The organism is Sphingobium sufflavum (assembly GCF_021403115.1).
GTDB classification, from domain to species: Bacteria; Pseudomonadota; Alphaproteobacteria; order Sphingomonadales; family Sphingomonadaceae; genus Sphingobium; species Sphingobium sufflavum.
Map to the genome: position 1 here is coordinate 1 of NZ_JAJSSH010000016.1, position 21,932 is coordinate 21,932.

3 protein-coding genes and 1 tRNA gene are annotated in these 21,932 nt (G+C 62.5%); 3 read left to right on the plus strand and 1 reads right to left on the minus strand.

Features of this window, described 5'->3' with window-relative positions:
* A partial coding sequence (locus tag LWE61_RS18360; protein WP_326490667.1) for a UDP binding domain-containing protein occupies nt 1–444 on the plus strand: 444 nt, incomplete at its 5' end.
* 301 nt (nt 445–745) lie between these two features.
* Here LWE61_RS18360 and LWE61_RS18365 read toward each other — a convergent pair.
* Nucleotides 746–822: transfer RNA gene (locus LWE61_RS18365), tRNA-Pro, on the minus strand.
* Between the two features lie 525 nt (nt 823–1,347).
* On the opposite strand from LWE61_RS18365, the gene LWE61_RS18380 reads away from it, so the two are divergent.
* Nucleotides 1,348–20,334 (plus strand): type I secretion C-terminal target domain-containing protein, encoded by an 18,987-nt coding sequence (locus tag LWE61_RS18380; protein WP_326490669.1) that lies wholly within the window; start codon nt 1,348–1,350, stop codon nt 20,332–20,334.
* Nucleotides 20,335–20,481: 147 nt separating this feature from the next.
* Nucleotides 20,482–21,333 carry a hypothetical protein gene (locus LWE61_RS18400; protein WP_234152109.1) on the plus strand — a complete coding sequence of 284 codons (852 nt, stop codon included), beginning with the start codon at nt 20,482–20,484 and terminating at the stop codon, nt 21,331–21,333.
* The last annotated feature ends 599 nt before the right edge of the window (nt 21,334–21,932 follow it).

Here is a 21,932-nt window from a genome sequence, read left to right on the forward strand (position 1 = left end):
GCGGTGGTGGCCGTCAACGACAATCGCAAGCGGGCGATGGGCCGCAAGGTGATCGCGGCGATGGGCGGCGATGTGCGCGGCAAGACGGTGGCGGTACTGGGCCTGACGTTCAAGCCGAACACGGACGACATGCGCGACAGCCCGGCGATCGCGGTGGTGCAGACGTTGCAGGACGCGGGCGCCACGGTGCGCGCCTATGACCCGGAAGGCACGGAGCAGGCCAAGCTGGTGCTGAGCGACGTCCACTATTGCACCAACGCCTATGAGGCGATGGAGGGCGCGGACGGCCTGGTCATCGTGACCGAATGGGACGCGTTCCGCGCGCTCGACCTCGACCGGGCCAAGGCACTGCTCAGCCAGCCCATCCTGGTCGACCTGCGCAACGTCTACCCCAGAGACTTCGTCGAAAAGGCCGGATTTACCTATACGGCCGTCGGACGGTGAACGGAGCCGCGCGAGGCATGGCGCGGGTTTGGTAGCGGGAGGTCGGATTGGCCGAGTATGGCTAGCGGTGGGCACAAACGACTGTTTGTGCCTGACGTGTGGCTAGGTCCGTTCGGCTTTTCCGGCGTTGCGCCGGAAGGCATGGTGATTTGCCGGCCCCTTGGGGCGATAAGCTCATGGTGCAGGGATGGGGGCTGGCAGAGCGCGCCCCGGCTTTACACAAAGCCATGGAGATGACTTCAGGTGAACCCTGCGCCCCTGTCCCCGGAGGGAAAGATATGTCTCTATTTCTAGGAAAATATGGTCGGGGAGAGAGGATTCGAACCTCCGGCCCCTGCCTCCCGAAGACAGTGCTCTACCAGGCTGAGCTACTCCCCGACCGAGCCTGATTCCGAAGAATCAGGCAGGCAGGCGGCTGCTAATAGGTGTGACTTTTCGGTCTGGCAAGCCGTTGTTCGCCTCAGCTGGAAAATGATGGACGTCGACCGGTCGTTCGCCGCGATGTGGCGCGCGACAGGGAGGGTTTTCACCGGTGGTCAGGATGGTTCACTGTTGCTCTCCCGGCCCTTGTAATGCCCTGTACCAAAATGGGCCATGAAGATGTGATTTCCATAAAAATGTTATCTTCCAAGTATCTAGAACAAGAAATGCGCGGTGTTCTGGTTCTTGGCATGTTATCGCGGGTCCAAAGTCAATTTTACCAATTGCAAGCCAGTTACCATCCCGTTAATGACCGGATCAGCGGACAAGTGGGCGTTATAAAACCCAACAAAAGTCCGGTGGGTTGCCAGTCGATCATGGGGTGAATCTGCGATTCGTCGCGATTCCAAAGGCAACCCTTACCTGCATGTAATCGATATGGCAGCGCGCCGGACATCCGACCGAATTGGATGGAGAACTGGCGTGGATATTCTCGGCACGAACATCGGTGAAACCCTTAACGGCACCGAAGGCAGCGATCATATTCAGGGTCTGGAGGGCGATGATACGCTCAACGGACTGGGCGGTTCGGATATATTGGACGGGGGGTCCGGGGCGGACACTTTGGCGGGCGGCCAGGGCGACGACATCTACCTGATCGACGATAATGGCGATGTGGTCGTCGAAGGCGTCGATGACGGTATCGATACGGTCCAGATCCAATATGCCATCCTCAACAGCTATTCTTTGGGCGACAATGTCGAGAATCTGGAATTTCTCGATTTCAACGAATATCAATATGCCTATGGCAATGATCTGAACAACAGTATCTCGGTCTTGGCCTACCAATATGCGGAAGCCTATGGTCAGGGCGGCAACGATGTACTGACGGGCGCCCTGTCGCAGAGCTATGTCTTCCTGTCCGGCGGCGAGGGTAACGATACGCTGACCGGATCGTCCGCCGAAATCATCTTCGAGGATGAAAACGGCTATAAGCAGATCACCCGCGATGTGCTGGACGGCGGCGCGGGCGACGACATTATCATCGGAAACGGCGGTTTCGATACAGTCTATGGCGGCGCGGGCGATGATGTCATCACCGGGTCCGACGCCAATCTGGATGCCTATGACGACAACAACGGTAACTATTATTCTGCCGAGGGCGACCAGATCTATGCCGACAGCGGCAATGACACCATTTATGGTGGCGGCGGCGCGGATTATATCGACGGTGGCGAGAACGATGACACCATAGATGGCGGCACGGGCGAGGACCAGTTGTTCGGCGGTAGTGGTTCCGATGACATTTATGGCGGTGTCGGCAACGATTCCCTTTACAGCGGCTATGATGGTTCCGCGACGACCGACCGCCTCTATGGCGGTGAGGGGGGTGATTATATCATCGTCTCGTCCGACGGCGCGCAGGCCTATGGCGGCGAAGGCAACGACTATCTCTACAGCAGCGGTACGGGCGGCGCGACCTATGATGGCGGCGCGGGCGCAGACTATTTCTCCAACCAGATCGGCAACAATGGCGTCGACACGCTGACCGGCGGGTCCGGAAGCAACACCTATTCGCTGTCGCAGAACGGCATTGGCGTGGAAGATGTCATCACCGATTTCAAGGTGGTGGATACGGGTGCCGGGCGCGACCGGATCGATCTCTACAGCTTCCTGCGCTATGGCGGCCTGAGCGGCTATACCTATGGCACCAACCCCTTCCACCAGGGCTATCTGCAACTGGTGCAGGATGGTGATGACGTCCTGCTCCAGATCGACCGGGATGCGAGCGGCGACGGCTGGGATACGCTGGTGCGCCTCGTCAACGTCGATCTGGCGGACTGGACGCTGGAGAATTTCGCGCCGGCCATCGCGCGCAACGGCGTGGGTGTTTCGACCGAAACGGCGCTGGGCGAGTTCGGCGATTACTGGACGGGCACGGGCGAGGCGGACACGGTCGATGCCGGTGCCGGGTCGGATGTGCTGTCCGGCGGCTGGGGCGATGACACGCTGCTGGGTGCGGATGGCGACGACTTGCTGGACGGTGGCGAAGGGGCGGATACGCTGTCTGGCGGCGCTGGCAATGATGTGTTCGGCGATAATCCCAACGCCTATGGCGAACTGCCCGGCAATACGCCGGTTGGTGATGCCATCAACAATTCTGCTGCTTTCTATCGCAGCTATTATGACCATAATGATTTCAGGGATGCTTTTGTCGACACCTTCACCGGTGGTGCAGGCGCGGACATTTATTACCTCGATAACGGTAATAATGGCGTCACCGACATCATCACGGACTTCGACCTGTCCGAAGATGTGCTGGGCCTCGCGAACCTTCAGGTGCAGGGATATTGGAGTGAGGGCGAAAATCCGTTCGAAACCGGCGCCTTGCAGGCGATTCAGGACGGTGCGGACACGCTTATCCGTCTCCATAACAGCTATGATCTGGTTCGGCTGATCAATGTGGATGCGTCCGCCTTGTCCGCGGCGAACAATGATCTGGGCTACCCAGTCTATGGCGAAGGCATAGAGATCACCGGCACGGACGTGAGCGAGACGCTGAACGGTGGTTTCGGGCCGGACAGGATCGAGGCGCTGGGCGGCAACGATGCCGTCTATGGCGGCGTCGGCAATGATTATATCGAGGGTGGACTGGGCAACGACAGCCTCGAAGGTGGCGCGGGCGACGATATTCTCTTTGGCGGTGACGAGGGTGTGTTTGTCACGACCGACCCCGTCGATCTGGCGTCGCATTTCGGCCCGCTGGGCAATGCGCTGGTCAACGGGCTGGGCGGCACGACCGATTTTGGCGAAGCGACCATCGGCGGCAACGACGACAATAGCTATAACATCGCCTTCCCCGGCGATTTCGCGGCGACCGACTGGGTCGTCAATGGGGCTGCGGTCAGCCAGATCACCATCAACAATAATGGTATCGTGACCATCGGTGGCCTGCAACTGAGCCTGCTGCCCATCGACATCGACACGCGGTCGGGCGCGATGACGCCCAGCGCGGGGGGCAACAGCACCGGCAGCAACCTGGTCTGGTATGATTTCGACGCGAGCACCAACACGATCACCGTGACCTGGGACGATGTCGGCCGCTATTCCTATGGCCGGACGCCCAACGCGGCGCAGGTGCAGGTCAAGGCGCTGGGCGCGGGCGATTTCGACATCGTCTATCGCTACGAGGCGCAGAATTTCGCCGTCAACACGCCGCAGGTCAGCTATAATGGCGTGGGATACAGCGTGCCCGGCAACGGCAGTGGCCTGCACACGGGGCAAGGCAATCTGGGCACCGCTGGCGTCTGGGCATTTGAGGTGCGCGGTGGCGCGGTGTTGGGCCTGCCCACGCAGGGCGATGGCGCGGATTACCTCTATGGCGGCGCGGGCAACGACAGCCTGACGGGCGGCACGGGCGACGACCATCTCTATGGCGGCACGGGCAATGATGTTCTGCATGGCGATCAGGGCGCTGACGAGCTGAGCGATGAAGGCGGTAACAACAGCCTGTACGGCGGGGCCGGGGCGGATCGCCTGTCCGCCCAGAACGGTATCTCGACGCTGGATGGCGGCGCGGGCGACGATACGATCACCTATGATGCGGCCATTTATGGCGGAGGTGGCGGTGCGACCTTCTCCATCACGGCGGTGGACGACAATGGTGTCATTTATGGCGGTGACGGCAATGACATCATTCAGGCGAGCAATGGCCTGGTCGATATTTACGGCGGCGCGGGCGACGACAGCATCTCCACCACCTATGCTGGCGGCATAGCGGATGGCGGCGCGGGTGCGGACACGTTCGACAATGTGGGTTATAGCAGCCTCACCACCACTTATACGGGCGGCGACGGGCAGGACCGTTATATCTACCGCGGTTTCAACTATTCCGTGCCGCCGCAGCCGGTGGTGGTCATTACCGATTTCGCAACGGGTGCGAGCGGCGACATCTTCGACCTCAGCGCCATCGGATCGCTGCCGAACCGGCCGTCGGGCAGCAACCCCTTCAGCTCCGGCCACCTCACGCTGATACAGGATGGCGACGACGTCGTGCTGCTCGGTGATTATGACGGCGCGGATGCCACCAGCTGGACGGCGGTGGAAATCGCACGCTTCACCAACCGTCTTGCCACCGACTTCACGGCCGAGAATTTCGGCGGCTTCCCGCCGCAGACGGACGTGCCGCAGACACTGACCGGCACGGAGAATGCGGACACCCTTTATGGTGGCTCCGCAGGGGATACGATCAGCGGTCTGGGCGGCAACGACTTCCTGAACGGTGGTTCCGGCGCCGACACCATTTATGGCGGCGCGGGCTATGACGTCATCTATGGCGGCAGCGGCGGCGACACGATCGACGGCGGTGCTGACGGTGGCGTGCTGAACGGCGAGCAGGGCAATGACATATTGACCGGCGGCAGCGGCACCGACGAGATATATGGTGGCGACGATGCCGACCAGATCGATGGCGGTGGTGCGACCGACTATCTTTATGGTGATGCCGGCAACGATACGGTCACCGGCGGTGCCGGCGACGACTATCTGTATGGCGACGGCTATTATGGCGGTACGGCCAATGGCAATGACACGCTGTACGGTGGCGAGGGCAATGACACCGTCTATCTGGACGCCGTCTATTATGGCGGTGCGGGCGGCAACGACGCAGCCTATGGCGGCGCGGGCAACGACAGCTTCTACACGCGCTCCTACAGCACGGGTGGCGGGACGAGCAGCGGCACAGACACGCTTTATGGCGGTGACGGCGTGGATCGTTTCTACCAGTTGGGCACGGGGCTGGGCGAGGCGACGATCACGGGCGGCGCGGGGTCGGACATTTATTACCCGGTCACGCCGGACACGAACAATCCGAGCGTGGACATCATCACCGACTTCACATTCGGCGCGGGTGGCGACCAGATCGACATCGGCAGCCTGAGCTTCAGTGGCCTGGCGTCCGGCGAAAATCCGTTCGCCAACCATTATCTGCGTTTCGCGCAGGACGGCGCGGATGCGGTCCTGGAATATGATCGCGACGGCGTGGGTGCATCCGATGGCTGGGTCGCGCTGCTGCGTCTTTCGGGCGTCGACGCCACGACTCTGACTCGCGACAATATCGTGCAGAACTGGTCGCCGGACGGGATCGGCGTGACCATCGTCGATACCGACGACAGCCACAGCCTGAACGGTACTGGCGATGGCGACACGGTTACGGGCAATGGCGGCAACGACACCATCTCGCTCTATGGCGGTGCGGACATTGCCGATGGCGGTGCAGGAGCGGACTCCCTCTATGGTGGATCGGGCAATGACACGCTCGATGGTGGCGCGGACAATGACTATGTCAGCGGCGACGAGGGCGACGACATCGTCCGGGGCGGCGCGGGCAATGACGACCTGCGCGGCCAGAGCGGCAACGACACGCTGTCCGGCGGCGACGGCGACGACACATTCGAAAATTATTATGGCGGCGCAGGCAACGACACGCTGTCCGGTGAGGGTGGCAATGACCTCTTCTACCTGAGCTATGGCGGCAGCGATAACGGCACCGACATCGCCTATGGCGGCGCCGGCGACGATGTGTTCCGCGACATCAGCGCCGGGAACGGCTTTACCACGGTAACGGGTGGCGACGGTTCCGACACCTATGTCTTCACCTATCTCGACCCCAGCTATGCGGTCGATACCGTTACCGATTTCCAGGCGGGGCCGGGCGGCGACAAGCTGGACTTTTCCGAGGCAGGCCTCAGCGGCCTGCCCGCCGATACCAACGCCTTCATCTCCGGGCATGTGCGGCTGATCGCGGACGGCAATGATACGCTGGTCCAGTATGACCGGGACGGCGCGGCGGGCAGCAGCTATAATTTCTACACCATATTGCGTCTGGCGAATGTCAATCCGACCACGCTGACGCGCGACAATTTCACGCAGGGCTATTCGCAGAATGGCGTGGGCATCGTCATTAATGACGATGATGCGGGCCATACGCTGAACGGTACGGTCGATTCCGACACCATCAATGGTAATGGCGGCAATGACACGATCAACGCGGGTGGCGGCAATGATACCGTCAACGCGGGCGCCGGGCAGGATGTCGTCTATGGCGGGTCGGGCAACGATATTGTCGATGGCGGAGCAGGCTATGACACGCTGTACGGCGGGGAGGGCAATGACAGCCTGAACCTCGGCAATGACAGCGACGGCGGCTATGTGGATGGCGCAGGTGGTGATGACAGCCTGACCGGCAGCAATGCGGGCGACACCCTCTATGGCGGGTCGGGCACCGACACGATCAACGGCAATGATGGCAATGACACGATCGACGGCGGTGCGGGTGACGATGTCCTCCACGGCGGTGGCGGTGGCGACACCCTCTATGGTGGCGACGGCGCGGGCGATCAGGTCTATGGCGATGCCGGCAACGACTATCTCCAGAACCCGCGTGGCGCGCTCTACGGCGGGGAGGGGAATGACGAACTGTATCTGACAGGTTCGGGCGGCGGCACGGCCGATGGCGGTGCGGGCGATGACTTCTTCACCTGGGTGTCCCTCTATGGCGGGACGGCGGATACGTTCACCGGCGGCACGGGGATCGATACCTATCGTCCCTATTATTACAGCGCGACCTACACCGCCGACATCATCACCGATTTCGCGCCGGGCACAGGCGGCGACAAGATCGACCTGACCTATCTGATCGCCTCGCTCAGCAATTATGCGGGCGGCACCAATCCGTTCACCACCGGGCATCTGCGCTTTGTCGCCGATGGCGTGGACACGCTGTTGCAGATCGACACCAATGGCGGTGGCGATAATTGGGGGACGGTGCTGCGTCTCCAGAACCTCGACCCGGCGGCTCTGACGCGCGACAACAACAGCCAGGCTTTTTCGCCGACCGGCGTCGACGGCGTGACGATCAACGATGGCGATACCGGCAACACGCTGAACGGCACCTCCGACTCCGATACGATCAACGCCAACGGTGGCAACGACACCGTCAATGCGGGAGCAGGTAATGATACCGTGTCCGGCGGCGACGGCAATGACACCCTCTATGGCGGCCTGGGCAATGACACTCTGTCCGGCAATGCGGGCAACGACGCGCTCCATGGCGAGGATGGCAACGACAGCCTCTATGGCGGTGCCGGATCGGATCAGCTCTATGGCGGCGCGGGCAATGACATCATCGAGACCGGCGACGATGGCGATTATGCCGATGGCGGTGCGGGCACCGACACGATCACGGGCGGTGCGGGCAACGACACCCTCTATGGCGGCAGCGGTACGGGTGACATCATCTATGGCGGTGGCGGCAACGATACCATCGCGGGCGGTGCCGGATCGACGCTGTCGGGTGGCGAGGGTAACGACACCATCACCATCAACGGTGCGGGTGCAACCATCCTGGGCGGGGCGGGCAGCGACCTGTTCTACAATGTCAGCCATGACGGCGGTGCGGCCGACGTCATCACCGGCGGCGCTGACAGCGACACCTATCGCCTCCATTATGTGAACGCTGCGAATACCGCCGACATGGTGACCGACTTTGCGGTCGGTGCGGGCGGCGACGTGATCGACCTCTCCCTCGTCATCGCCTCGCTCAGCGGACTGCCGGGTGGCGACAATCCCTTTGCGACGGGCTATCTGCGTCTGGTCGACAATGCGGACCTATCGGGCACCCTGTTGCAGGTGGATGTCAATGGCGGCGGCGATGGCTGGCAGAGCATCGTCGAACTGAGCGGCGTCAGCCCGGAGACGCTGACCCGTGAGAATTTCTCGCCCTCCCATGCTCCGGACGGAGCGGGCATCACGATCAACGATGACGATGCGGCCCATACGATCCAGGGTTCGTCCGGCAACGACAGCCTCTATGGCAATGGCGGCGGCGACACGATCAACGGCCTGAGCGGCAATGACCTGGTCGATGGCGGTGCGGGCAATGACGCCATTTATGGCGGCAGTGGCGAGGATGCGCTGTTCGGTGACGCGGGCAGCGATTATATCGCGGGCGGCAGCGGCAACGACCAGTTGCATGGCGGCGCGGACAATGACAGCCTTCAGGGACAGGGCGGCAACGATACTCTGGAAGGCGACGGCGGCAATGACACACTGGACGATTATGAAGGCAACAACAGCCTTTATGGCGGCGCAGGCGATGATACATTCAACAATGTGGCCTATGGCAGCGGCGTCGATACGCTGAGCGGCGGTGCTGGCCGTGACAGCTATAATCTGAACTGGACCGCGACCAGCGCGCTCGACACCATCACCGATTTCACGACCGGCGTTGGCGGCGACGTCATCAACATCAACTCGGTGGGTGGCGTCTATCTGGGCGGGGACAATCCGTTCCTGCGCGGCTATCTGCGCCTGCAACAGGATGGCGCCGATACGCTGCTCCAGTTCAACGCCGATGGTCTGGGCAGCGACTGGGCCAACGTCATCCGGCTGGGCAACACCACGGTGGCCAACTTCGTCTATGACAATTTCACGCCTCAATATGGGCCGGATGGCACGGGCGCGACGATCATTGGCACCGCAGCCGGTGAATCGTTCAGCGGTACGCCCAGCAATGACACCATCTTTGCCGGTGGGGGAAATGATGGTCTGTACGGCGGCGCGGGTCAGGACCAGCTCTATGGTGAGGCCGGTGCCGACTATCTGGACGGCGGCGTGTCGGACGACACGCTGTACGGTGGCGACGATAACGACAATTTCAACGACTATCAGGGCACCAACAGCGTTTATGGCGGCGCGGGAAGTGACCAGTTCAGCAATGTCAGCTATCTGGGAGCGGTTGATACGCTGACCGGTGGCAGTGGTTCCGATATCTACCATCTCAACTGGCAGATCGGCTATGCGGCCGATGTCGTGACAGACTTTGCGGCCGGTGCCGGTGGTGATGTGGTCAACCTGACCATTGTCAACAACGTCAATTTCGGTTCCGGCGACAACCCGTTCGTGGCGGGATATCTGCGCCTGTTCCAGGACGGCCTCGACACGATCCTGCAATATAGCGCGGATGCCAGCGGCACTGTCTGGGAATCCGTCCTGCGGCTCCAGAATGTGACCGCGACGACGCTCACCTATGCAAATTTCTTCCCCGGATTTGGCCCGGATGGCACCGGCGTCACCATCGACGACGATAATGCCGGCCACAGCCTGTCCGGCACGCCCAGCAACGATGTCATCAATGGCAATGGCGGCAATGACGCGCTCTACGGTGGTCGCGGCGTCGATACGCTGAGCGGCGGCGAGGGGGGCGATTATCTCGACGGCGGCATTGGCAACGATGTGCTGAGTGGTGGTGCGGGCAACGACAGCTTTGGCGATTATCAGGGCACGAACAGCGTCGATGGCGGTACTGGTGACGATAGCTTCAGCTATGTCGGCTATAGCGGTGCGGGTTCGACCCTGACCGGCGGGGCCGGGCGCGATACCTATCAACTCTACTGGACGGCATCGTCCGGCGCAGACGCCATCACCGATTTCGCGGGCGGGCCGGGTGGCGACATCCTCGACCTCAACACGATCCTCGGTCAGGCGAGCGGGTATGTCAGCGGCGAAAATCCCTTCCTCAACGGCTATCTGCAACTGGTGCAGGACGGGGCCGATGTCCTCGTCGTCTATGATCGCGACGGCGCGGGCGCGGGTGCAGGGGTGTCACTGGCACGGCTGGAGAATCTGACGGTCGGCGACCTGACGCTCGACAATTTCACGCCCAGCTATGCGCCGGGCGGTACGGGCGTCACCATCGACGGCACCTCGGCCGACAATATCATCTATGGCACCTCGTCCAACGATACGCTGAGCGGCAATGCGGGCGGCGACACCATCTATGGTGGGTTCGGCAACGACAGCCTCTATGGCGGCAGCGGCCCCGACAACCTCCAGGGCGGCGGCGGTGATGATTTCATCCGCGGCGGGGAGGGCAATGACTATATCTATGACGTCAGCGGCACCAACGACGTCGATGGTCAGGACGGCAATGACAGCATCAATGCCACCGGCATGGTGCATGGCGGTCTGGGCAATGACACTATCTCCGGCAATGGCACGCTGTATGGCGATGCGGGCGAGGATGTGCTCAGCGGTTCGGGCACGCTCTATGGCGGCGAAGACGACGACCGGATCACGGTCATCAACGGCATCGGCGTGGGTGATGCGGGCGATGACGAACTGATTGGCGCCGCGGGCACACAGGCGCTTCAGGGCGGTGCGGGCGAGGACAAGCTGTCCGGTCTCGGTGGCGACGACTTCCTCTATGGTGGTGATGGCGATGATGAACTGATCGGGGACTCCGGTCAGGGCGGCAACGACCTGCTCTTTGGCGGCGCGGGCTATGACAGTGCACGCTACACCGGCAATCGCGTCGACTATACGGTCGTGGTCAATCCCGACAGCACAGTGACGGTGACGGACAATCGCCCCGGCTCGCCGGAGGGCAGCGATACGCTGACCGGTGTCGAGGTTCTGGTCTTCGACGATCAGGAAGTGCCGCTGGCGACCTTTGCCGGCTACACCTACTATGCCTCCAGCGCGGACGACCGCATCCCCGGCACCCCGCTCTATGCGCAGCCGGGTGCGATCCTGCCGGGCGAGGATCCGGGCTTCGACATCTCCAACCCGATCACCTCCTATGACTTGCAGGGCGATGACATCATCCATGCCGGACCCGGCTTCGACCGTATCTCCGGCGGTGGTGGCAATGACACCATCTATGGCGATGGCGGTCCCGACGTGCTGTTCGGCAAGACAGGCAACGACACGTTGCGCGGCGGTGAGGGCGACGACGACCTGTATGGCGGCTCCGGCGTCGACACCATCTATGGCGGCGAGGAGGACGACCATATCGAGGGTGGCCTGCACGGCGACTTCCTCTATGGCGGCAACAATGACGACACCATCATCGACAATGAGGGGGCCAACGTCATCCATGGCGACGATGGCGACGATACGCTCACTGGCTCCGGCATTCTGTATGGCGGCAACGACCGCGATACGCTGAACGGCACGGGCAAGCTCTATGGCGGCGATGGCATCGACACCGTGACCGGCACGGGCGAGATCCACGGCGATGCGGGCGACGACTTTGTCAGCGGCGTAGGTGCGATCCATGGCGATGACGGCAATGACTCGCTCAACCCCTATGGCGGATCGACGGCCTATGGTGGTGCGGGCAACGACAGCTTCGCGCAGGATTATCTGCACGAGGGGTCGGCCACCTATTATGGCGGCGACGGTGACGATGCGGTGTATATCGATCTGGGCGACGACGTGGCCTATGGCGATGCGGGCGACGACCGGCTCTATGCCGGCAATCGGTCGGGCAACAACCTGCTGGTCGGCGGATCGGGCGAGGACATCATCAGCGGTGGCACTGGCGATGACATCATCGACGGCGGCGAGAATGACGACGTGGCGACCTATGTCCGCGTTCGCGGCGACTTCACCGTCGCCCAGGATGGCCTCGGCGGCTACACGGTGGTGGACAATCATGGCTATGAGGGCACCGACCAGGTGTCCGACGTCGAGACGCTGCGCTTCACGGATGTCGATTTCCAGGTCAGCGACCTGAACACCGGCCTGACCCTGACGGGTACGGCGGGTGGCGACGCGATCAGCGGCACGGCGTTTGACGACATCGCCACGGGTCTCGATGGGGATGACAATATCGACACGGGCGCGGGCAACGACCGCATCTATGGCGGTGCGGGCAACGACAATATCCTGTCGGATTCCTTCGCGGGCGCGTTCATCGCCGACTTCGGCAGGGGTATCGGCAACGACGTCGTCTATGGCGGCGAGGGTAACGACACCATCTCGGCCGGTGGCGGCTACGACATCGTCCATGGCGATGCCGGAGACGATGTCATCGACGGTGGCGACGGCAACGACCAGCTGTTCGGCGATGCCGGTGACGATGCGATCACGGGTGGCGCGGGTGACGACATCATCCAGGACACGCAGGGTTATAATAATATCGACGGTGGCGCGGGAGCGGACACCATCTCCGCCTATGGTCTGGTCCATGGCGGCGATGGCAATGACCGGATCACCGGCGACGGCCTGCTGTTCGGCGATGTGGGCGACGACATCCTGTCCGGCACTGGCGAACTGGATGGCGGCGACGGCAATGACGATATTTCGACGCTCTACTCGGTCGCCTATGGCGGCGAGGGCGACGATGTCATCCGCGGCTGGACCAATTATTATTACAGCTCCGGTTCGGAGACGCTGTACGGTGGGTCGGGCAACGACACGATCAACGGCGGCTATGGCACGGACATTCTCGTCGGTGGGTCGGGTGACGACAATCTGACCGGCGGCGAGGGCGACGATCAGGTCTTCGGCGGCTCCGGTTATGACAAGGCCTATTACAACGCCAATATCGGCGCCTATAGCTACACCGACCTCGGCGGCGGGGCCTTCGAGTATCTCAGCGCGACCTTCCGCGTCACGGGGCATGTCGACGGCACCATCACCGTCACCGACCTGCGTCCCGGATCGCCCTATGGCACCGACACGTTGTCCGGCATCGAGCTGATCGTCTTCAACGATGACGAACTGGACAATCCGCATCCGACCATCCCGAACACCGGCCTGAACCTGACCGGCACGCCGTTCGACGACATATTGATCGGCGACTCCGGCGACGACGTCATCACCGGCTTTGCGGGCAATGACCGGCTGTTCGGGGACGATGGCAACGACACGCTTTATGCGGGCCTCGGCAATGATGTGCTGGACGGTGGTTCCGGCATTGACCTGCTGGTCGGCGACGAGGGCATCGACCATATCTACGCGGGCGGTGGTTCCGACACGGTCTTTGGCGGTGCGGATGGCGACTATATCTATGGCGGCCAGGGCGCGGACACGATCAACGGCGGGGACGGCGACGACCTCATCTATGACGAAAATGGCCTGAACCTGATCCATGGTGACGCCGGCAACGACGTCATCCAGGCGGATGGCGAGATTTACGGCGACGCTGGCAACGACACGATCGGCAATTTCTACAATTATGCCGTGGGCAGCATCTATGGCGGCGATGGTGACGATACACTCTACACCACCGGCACCACCTATGGCGGCACGGGCAACGACACGATCCTGACCAGCGGCACGCTGACGCATGGCGATGCCGGTAGCGACATCGTGAAGGGCGGCGGCGAACTGCATGGCGATGGCGGCAATGACACCATCCTCGTCTATGCTGGCGCCACGGGCCATGGCGATGCGGGGAACGACTATCTGCGCGGCTCGACCCTCTATGAGATCAGCACGGACGGCAGCCAGACCTTCTATGGCGGCACGGGTGACGACGTCATTCGCGGCGACTATGTGGTCTATAATGTCGGGCTGGAGGTCGCCGCAGGCGGTGCACCCTTCAACCATGACAGCGACGATATCATCGACGGCGGCGTGGACAGCGACCAGGCGGAATATGCCGACCAGCGCGACCGCTACACGGTGGTCGCCACGGCGGGCGGTGCGCTCAACGTCATCGCCAATTTCACCTCGGAAGGCACGGACCTGCTGACCAATGTTGAGAGCCTGCGCTTTGCCGACGCCACCATTGCGACGGCGGGCAGCGCGGGTGCCTATATCACCGGCACGGCGGCGGGTGAGACGTTGAACGGCACGGCACGCGACGATGTGATCTCCGGTCTCGACGGGAATGACAGCATCGACGGCGGTGCGGGCAACGACCATGTGCTGGGCGGTGCGGGCAACGACATATTGTCGGGCAATGTCGGTAACGACGTGCTGGTCGGTGCGGATGGCAACGACACGGTGTCGGGTGGCGATGGCCGCGACCAGCTCTATGGCGGCACCGGCAACGATGCGCTGTCGGGTGATGCGGGCAACGACTATATCGAAGGCGGCGAGGGTACGGACACGCTGACCGGCGGCACCGGCGATGACGTGCTGGTCGACAATCAAGATCTCAACACCCTCTATGGTGGCGACGGCAACGACACGCTGACCGGCTCCGGCACTCTCTATGGCGAGGGTGGCAACGACACGCTCAACGGCTCCGGCGACCTGTATGGCGGCGATGGCGATGACCGTGTGTCCGGCAACGGCAAGCTGTATGGCGAGGCAGGCAACGACATATTGTTCGGCACCTACCAGCTCTATGGCGGCACCGGGAACGACCAGATCACGGCCGTCGGCAATGCCAGCGCCGAAGGCGGCGAGGGCGATGACGTCATCGCGCCCTATGCCCTGGGCGACGGCGACGACCTGTTCAGCGGCAACGAAGGCAATGACCTCCTCTATGGCGGCTATGGCCAGGATGTCCTGAACGGCGATGACGGGAACGACACGCTCTATGGCGGCTTTGGCGATGACCGGCTCAGCGGCGGCCTTGGTGGCGATGTCTTCTATGGCGGCGGTGGCGACGACCGGATCTTCGGTGGTGGCCAGACGATCGCCAACCCGGACATCGTCTATTATTCGGGCAACCGGAACGACTACACCATCGTCACCATCGACGGTAAGACCATCGTCACCGACAACCGGCCGGGTTCGCCCGATGGCGAGGACGTGCTGGTCGGTATCTATGATGTGCGCTTCCTCGACGCCGACTACACCACTGCGCCCAATTATGGCGTGGAGGTGAACGGCACCGCGGGCAACGACATCATCAACGATCATAGCGCGCCCAACCCGCCGCTCATCAATCTTGGATCGGGCGACGACCTGGTCCGGGGCAATGGTGGTGACGACCTGATCGAGGGTCTGGCGGGCAGCGACACCCTCTATGGCGGCGATGGTGCGGACACGATCAACGGTGGCACGGAAGGCGACTATATCCGCGGCGACGCGGACGCCGACATCCTGCATGGCAATGACGGTGACGACGACATCGACGGCGGCACCGGCAATGACGCGATCTATGGCGATCAGGGTGACGATCTTCTGGTCGGCGGTGCCGGCGCGGACAGCCTCTATGGCGGTTCGCAGCGGGACGTGCTGCGCGGCGGCATCGGCAACGACCGGCTTGACGGCGGCACGCAGAGCGACCGGGTCTATGGCGAGGACGGCGACGATGTGATCGGCGGCATCCTGGGCGGCAGCGACGATGGCGACGACCAGCTTTACGGCGGCGCCGGGAATGACAGCATCACCGATCTTGTGGGTCTCAACAAGCTCTACGGCGGTGACGGCAACGATGCGCTGACCGGCTCCGGCTATCTGTCGGGCGATGAGGGCAACGATATACTGACGGGTTCGGTCGGTCAGGACAGCCTCTATGGCGGCGCCGGCGACGATACCCTCACCCCCGGCGATGCGAGCGATCGCGTCGATGGCGGCGACGGCGTGGACCGGGTCAATTATGGCCTGTCACGCAATGCCTACACCGTGGCGCAGGACGCGGAGGGCAACCTCCATGTCTATGACAATCGCGGCGCGGGCGGTGAGGACATCGTCACCAATGTCGAGCAGTTCAGCTTTGCTGGCGGGGCGGCGGCTGCGGTGGTTGGCGGTACGGTCATCGACCATATCCTGTTGACCACGGCGGAGACGCTGGTAGGCACGGCCAATGACGACATCATCACCGCAGGCGCTGGCAACGACAGCATCACCGGCGGCGACGGGAACGACAGGCTGGACGGCTATGAGGGTCAGGACAGCATCTATGGCGGGGCCGGTTACGATGTGATCCTGGGCGGCACCAACAATGACAGCCTCTATGGCGGTGCCGACGACGACCAGATCTTTGGCGAGGACGGCAATGACCGGCTGGAGGGTGGCGACGGTATCGACCAGCTCTACGGCGGCTTTGGCGAGGATCAGCTCTATGGCGGCCTGGGTGCCGACACGCTGCTCGGCGGCAACAATGACGATAGCCTGTCGGGTGGCGATGGCGACGACATCATCCGCGGCGAGCATGGCAACGACATCGTCTATGGCGGTGCCGGTGCAGACCAGATCAGCGATAGCGAGGGAACCAACGAACTGCATGGCGATGGCGGCAACGACGTCATCACGGGCAATGGCTTCCTCTATGGCGAGGAGGGCGCCGACACGCTGACCGGCAACGGCAGCCTCTATGGCGGTGCCGGTGCGGACATCTTGTCGGGCAACGGCCTGCTGGATGGCGGCGCGGATAATGACAGCATCACGGCCGGGTCCGGTGCGGACACCATCAACGGTGGCAGTGGCAATGACAGCATCATCACCAATGGCGGTGCGGATGTGGTCGATGGCGGTGATGGCGACGACCTGATCTATGGCGGCCATGGCAACCAGACCGTCGATGGCGGCGCGGGTCATGACATCTTCTTCATCAACGAGAGCCGCAGCCACTACACCATCACCGCGGACGGGGCGGGCGGCTACATCGTGGTCGACAACTTCCCCGAACCGGGCAATGGCGGCGACAATGGCGAGGATCATCTCATCCGGGTCGAGGGCATCCAGTTCTCCGACGAGTTGTTCGTCCTCGACGGCACCAATGTCGGCATCATCTATGATGGTGGCAAGGCGGCGGACACTTTCGTCGGCGGCGTCGGCAATGACGAGGCGCATGGCTTTGGTGGCAACGACACGCTGACCGGCAATGGCGGCGCGGACATCCTCTATGGCGATGCGGGCAACGATACCCTTTATGGCGGTTCCGGCGACGACATCCTCGATGGCGGCGACGGTGCGGACCATATGGAGGGCGGCGCCGGCGACGATATCTATCGCGTCAGCTCCGCGCTCGACACGATCGTCGAACTGCCGAGCGAGGGCAATGATACGGTCGAAAGCGGCATCCGCAGCATCTCGCTCGCATCCTTCGCCAATGTCGAAAACCTGATCTTCACCGGCGGCTTCGGTTCCTTCGTCGGGACCGGCAACGATCTGGACAACCGGATCACCGGCGGCGGCCAGAACGACATACTCAACGGTGGCCTGGGCAATGACACCCTGATTGGCGGGCTGGGTGACGACCAATATTATGTCGACAGCGCGGGCGACGTGGTGGTCGAACTTTCCAATGAGGGCAACGACATCATCTATGCCTCGGTCAGCTATATCGCGTCCGATAATGTCGAGCGGCTGACCCTGCTGGCCGGGCAGGCCGCGGCGCTGAACGCCACGGGCAATGCACTCGACAACCAGTTGACCGGCAATGAGTATGACAATCTGCTGGACGGCAAGGCAGGCGCGGACAAGCTGTTCGGCGGCCTCGGCAACGACACCTATATCGTCGATGACATCGGCGATGTGGTGACGGACACCGGCGGCACGGCGGACAAGGTTCGCACGTCCCTTAACGCCTACACGCTGGTCGCGACCATCGAGCAACTGGAGTTCACCGGCTCCGGCGACTTCGTTGGCACGGGCAACGCGCTTGCCAACAGCATCACCGGCGGTGCGGGCAACGACCTGCTCGACGGCAAGACTGGCGCAGATACGCTGATCGGTCTGGCGGGCGACGACAATTATATCGTCGACAATGCAGGCGATGTGGTGATCGAGGCCATCGGCGGCGGTTATGATACCGTCACCGTCTCGACCAACTGGACGCTGGGTGCGGGCAGCGAGGTCGAACGGCTTCAGGCCGCAGCCGGGGCGAGCGCCTATCAGATCACCGGCAATGAGCGGAACAACCTCATCATCGGCAATCTGGGCGCGAACCGTCTCGATGGCGGACTGGGTGCGGATAGGTTGCAAGGCGGGTTTGGCAACGACATCTATGTTGTCGACAATGCCGGCGACGTGGTTGACGAAGCCGGCGGTGGCGGCGTCGATACGGTGATCTCCTCCATCGACTATGTGCTGGGCACGGATATCGAGAACCTGACCCTGACGGTCGGCGGGTTGACCGGAACCGGCAACGCCGTGGCCAACGTCCTGACCGGCAGCAACGGCGCAGATACCTTCCGTGGCGGCGACGGTGCGGACAGGATCTATGGCGGCGTGGGCGCGGACATTCTCTACGGTGACGAAGGGGCCGATATCATCGAGGGTGGTGACGACAATGACACCATCTATGGCGGTGAAGGCGACGACAAGATCACCGGCGGTGCGGGCGTGGACACCATCCATGGCGGCATCGGTAACGATACCATCGACGGTGGCGACGATGGCGACATCCTGCATGGCGACGACGGTAACGACCGGCTGACCGGCGGGGCTGGCATCGACATTCTCTATGGCGGTGACGGGGCCGACCGTCTGGCCGGCGGCGACAGCGCAGACCAGCTTTACGGTGGGCTGGGCCGGGATACGTTGGACGGTGGCGCGGGGGCCGACACATTGGTCGGCGGCGTCGACAATGACAGCTATGTCGTCGACGACATTGGCGATGTCATCGTGGAAGCCTTTGACGAGGGCAGCGACACGGTGAAGTCCCTGCTTTCCAGCTACACGCTGGGCAGCAATCTGGAGGCGCTGACCTTTGGCGGTGCGGGCGATTTCGTCGGCACCGGCAACGAACTGGCCAACAGCATAACCGGCGGCGACGGCAATGATACGCTGGACGGCGCGGATGGAGCGGATAAGCTGTTCGGCGGCGCGGGCAATGACACGCTGATCGGTGGCCTGGGCAACGACACGCTGGACGGTGGTCTCGGCGCAGACACGCTGATCGGCGGTGATGGCAACGATACCTATGTGGTGGACGATGCTGGGGACGTCTTCACCGAACTGGCCAACGAAGGCATCGACACCATCAAGACTGTGTTCAACAGCTTCACGCTGGGCGCGGAGTTCGAGAACCTAACCTTCATCGGCACGGGTGACTTCGTGGGCACCGGCAATGGTGCGGCCAACAGCCTTATCGGTGGCAGCGGTTCCGACACTCTGTACGGCGGTGACGGCAATGACAAGCTGGATGGCGGTCTGGGCGCGGACGTCATGGTTGGTGGTCTCGGCAACGACACCTACACTGTCGATGACATCGGCGATGTCTATACGGAACTGGCGGGAGAGGGGACGGACACGATCCGCACCAGCTTCACCAGCTTCACCCTGGGCGTGGACTTCGAAAACCTGACCTATTTCGGGTCGGGCAATTTCGAGGGGCATGGCAACGGCGCCGCCAACATCGTGACCGGCGACCTGGGCAATGACGTGCTCTATGGCGAGCAGGGTGCGGACCGGCTGATCGGTGGAGCGGGCGACGACCTTCTCTATGGCGGTGCGGGTGCGGACAGGTTCGCCTTTACCAAGCTGTCCGAGTTCGGCACCGGGACACTCGACCAGGTCATGGACTTCGTACGGGCGGAGGGGGATAAGATCGACCTCAGCAAGCTGGACGCGGATGTCACGACGCCTCTCCCGGCGGCCGAAGCGTTCACCTTCATCGGTACGGCTGCCTTTGGTAGTGTGGCCGGACAGTTGCGCTATGCGGTGTCGGGCGTCGATGCGGTCGTCTCCGGTGACGTGGACGGCAATGGCGCGGCGGACTTCTCCTTCATCGTCAGGAATGTGACGAGCTTGCAGGTCAGCGATTTCGTCCTGTAAGCTGCGATGACAAGGGCGGGGGGAGGGGCCATGCTCCTCCCCCTTTCGATTCCAGGACGCCGTTCGTGAGGGTGGTGGTCCGCAAGGGAGCCGTGCCTGTCCGCGTGAAGCAGAGGGGCGTGGTTGATGAGGGATATGGGCGGATCAGTGTTCGACAGTTTGCGGCGTTTCTTCCGTGGGGGCGCGCCATCGCAATCGGAGCCTGTGCAGCAGGAGCCGGAGCGGCGTTTCGTCGATGTGGGCTGGATCCTCGACACGGACAAGGCGCGGTTCATCTGGGCCGACCCGCGGCGCGTCAAGCGGGGAGATCCGCCGCCCAAACATGCCAAGTCGGTGAACTATTGCCCGGCGGTCCTCGACCATGAGGCGCGGCTGTATGAAGTGACTTGCCCCATCGACCTGCGCCTGCGGTTCGCGCGCAACGACAAGGGGCAGCCGGTGCTGGTCAATGCGGATGGCGAGAATTCGGCGATCCGCAATAAGCATCTCAACTCCATGCTGGCGCTGGTGTCGGAAAAGGAATGGCGGCATCCGGGGCGGCCGGTGCTGCAGCTGATTACGCCCTATATCTTCATCAGCGACGAGCCGGTCTATATGACGCAGCTTCCGCCCTTCATGCACTATCAGCCGATGCCATGGCCCGGCACGATCATCGGCGGGCGTTTGCCGATCCATGTCTGGCCGCGGCCGATGATGTGGGCGTTCGAATGGTATGAGCCGCAGAAGGAACTGGTGCTGAAGCGGGGGGAGCCATGGTTCTACCTGCGTTTCGAGACGCGCGATCCCACCCGGCCGGTGCGGGTGTTCGAAGCGGAGCGGACGCCCGCATTGGACGACCAGATCAAGGGGGCCAGCGCCGTGTCCAATTATGTCGACCAGACATTTTCGCTGTTCAAGGTTGCCGAGCAGCGGCGCCCGCCCAAGCTGCTGGTCAGGAAGTTGCGGGGCGATAGCGGGTCTGTGGAAGAGGGGAAGGAGTGTCCTTTTCAGGAGGGATAGCGGTTTTGCTCGCCCCGGTTTCGAAGGGGTGGGATTACAGGATTACCAACCGAAAGGGTGCTTTCGGAATGGGCTTTGAAGAGGGTGTCGGCCGGGCCATTTTGTGAATTGTATGAGTTTTTGGGATGGTTTTGGTTGTACGGTTTGTTTGTTGAACTGTCCTTCGATGGTCATTCGGTGGGTTTCCTGAGGCTTTGCGCGGTGTCTGTTCCCTGGCCGGGCGGTGCGGAGAGGTAGGGTGGTGTGGAGATTGCCTGTTACGGATCGACAAGCTTAGGACGAACGGTTTTCTAGAGCGTGATGGCTTTTTCCTGGATCGCCCTTTCGAGCGCGGCGAGCCGGAGGCGGGTGACTCCCAATCAATCCACTGCGGCGCTTATGGAGTGGTTAGACTTCGCCCGCCTGCGGTTCGCTGCGCTCGCAGTGACGAGGCGGGTGCATTGAACGTCATCGCGCTCCGGGAGGGGGCCGTTTCTCAAACGGGAGCGGTTTTTCAAGCGCGGTTGTAGAGATCGGGGAAAATCCCTGCCGCCGTCGCGCCTCAATCGTGGTTGCCGATGCAGCCGTTGGGCGGTTGTTCAGTTACAGGATCAGAGCGT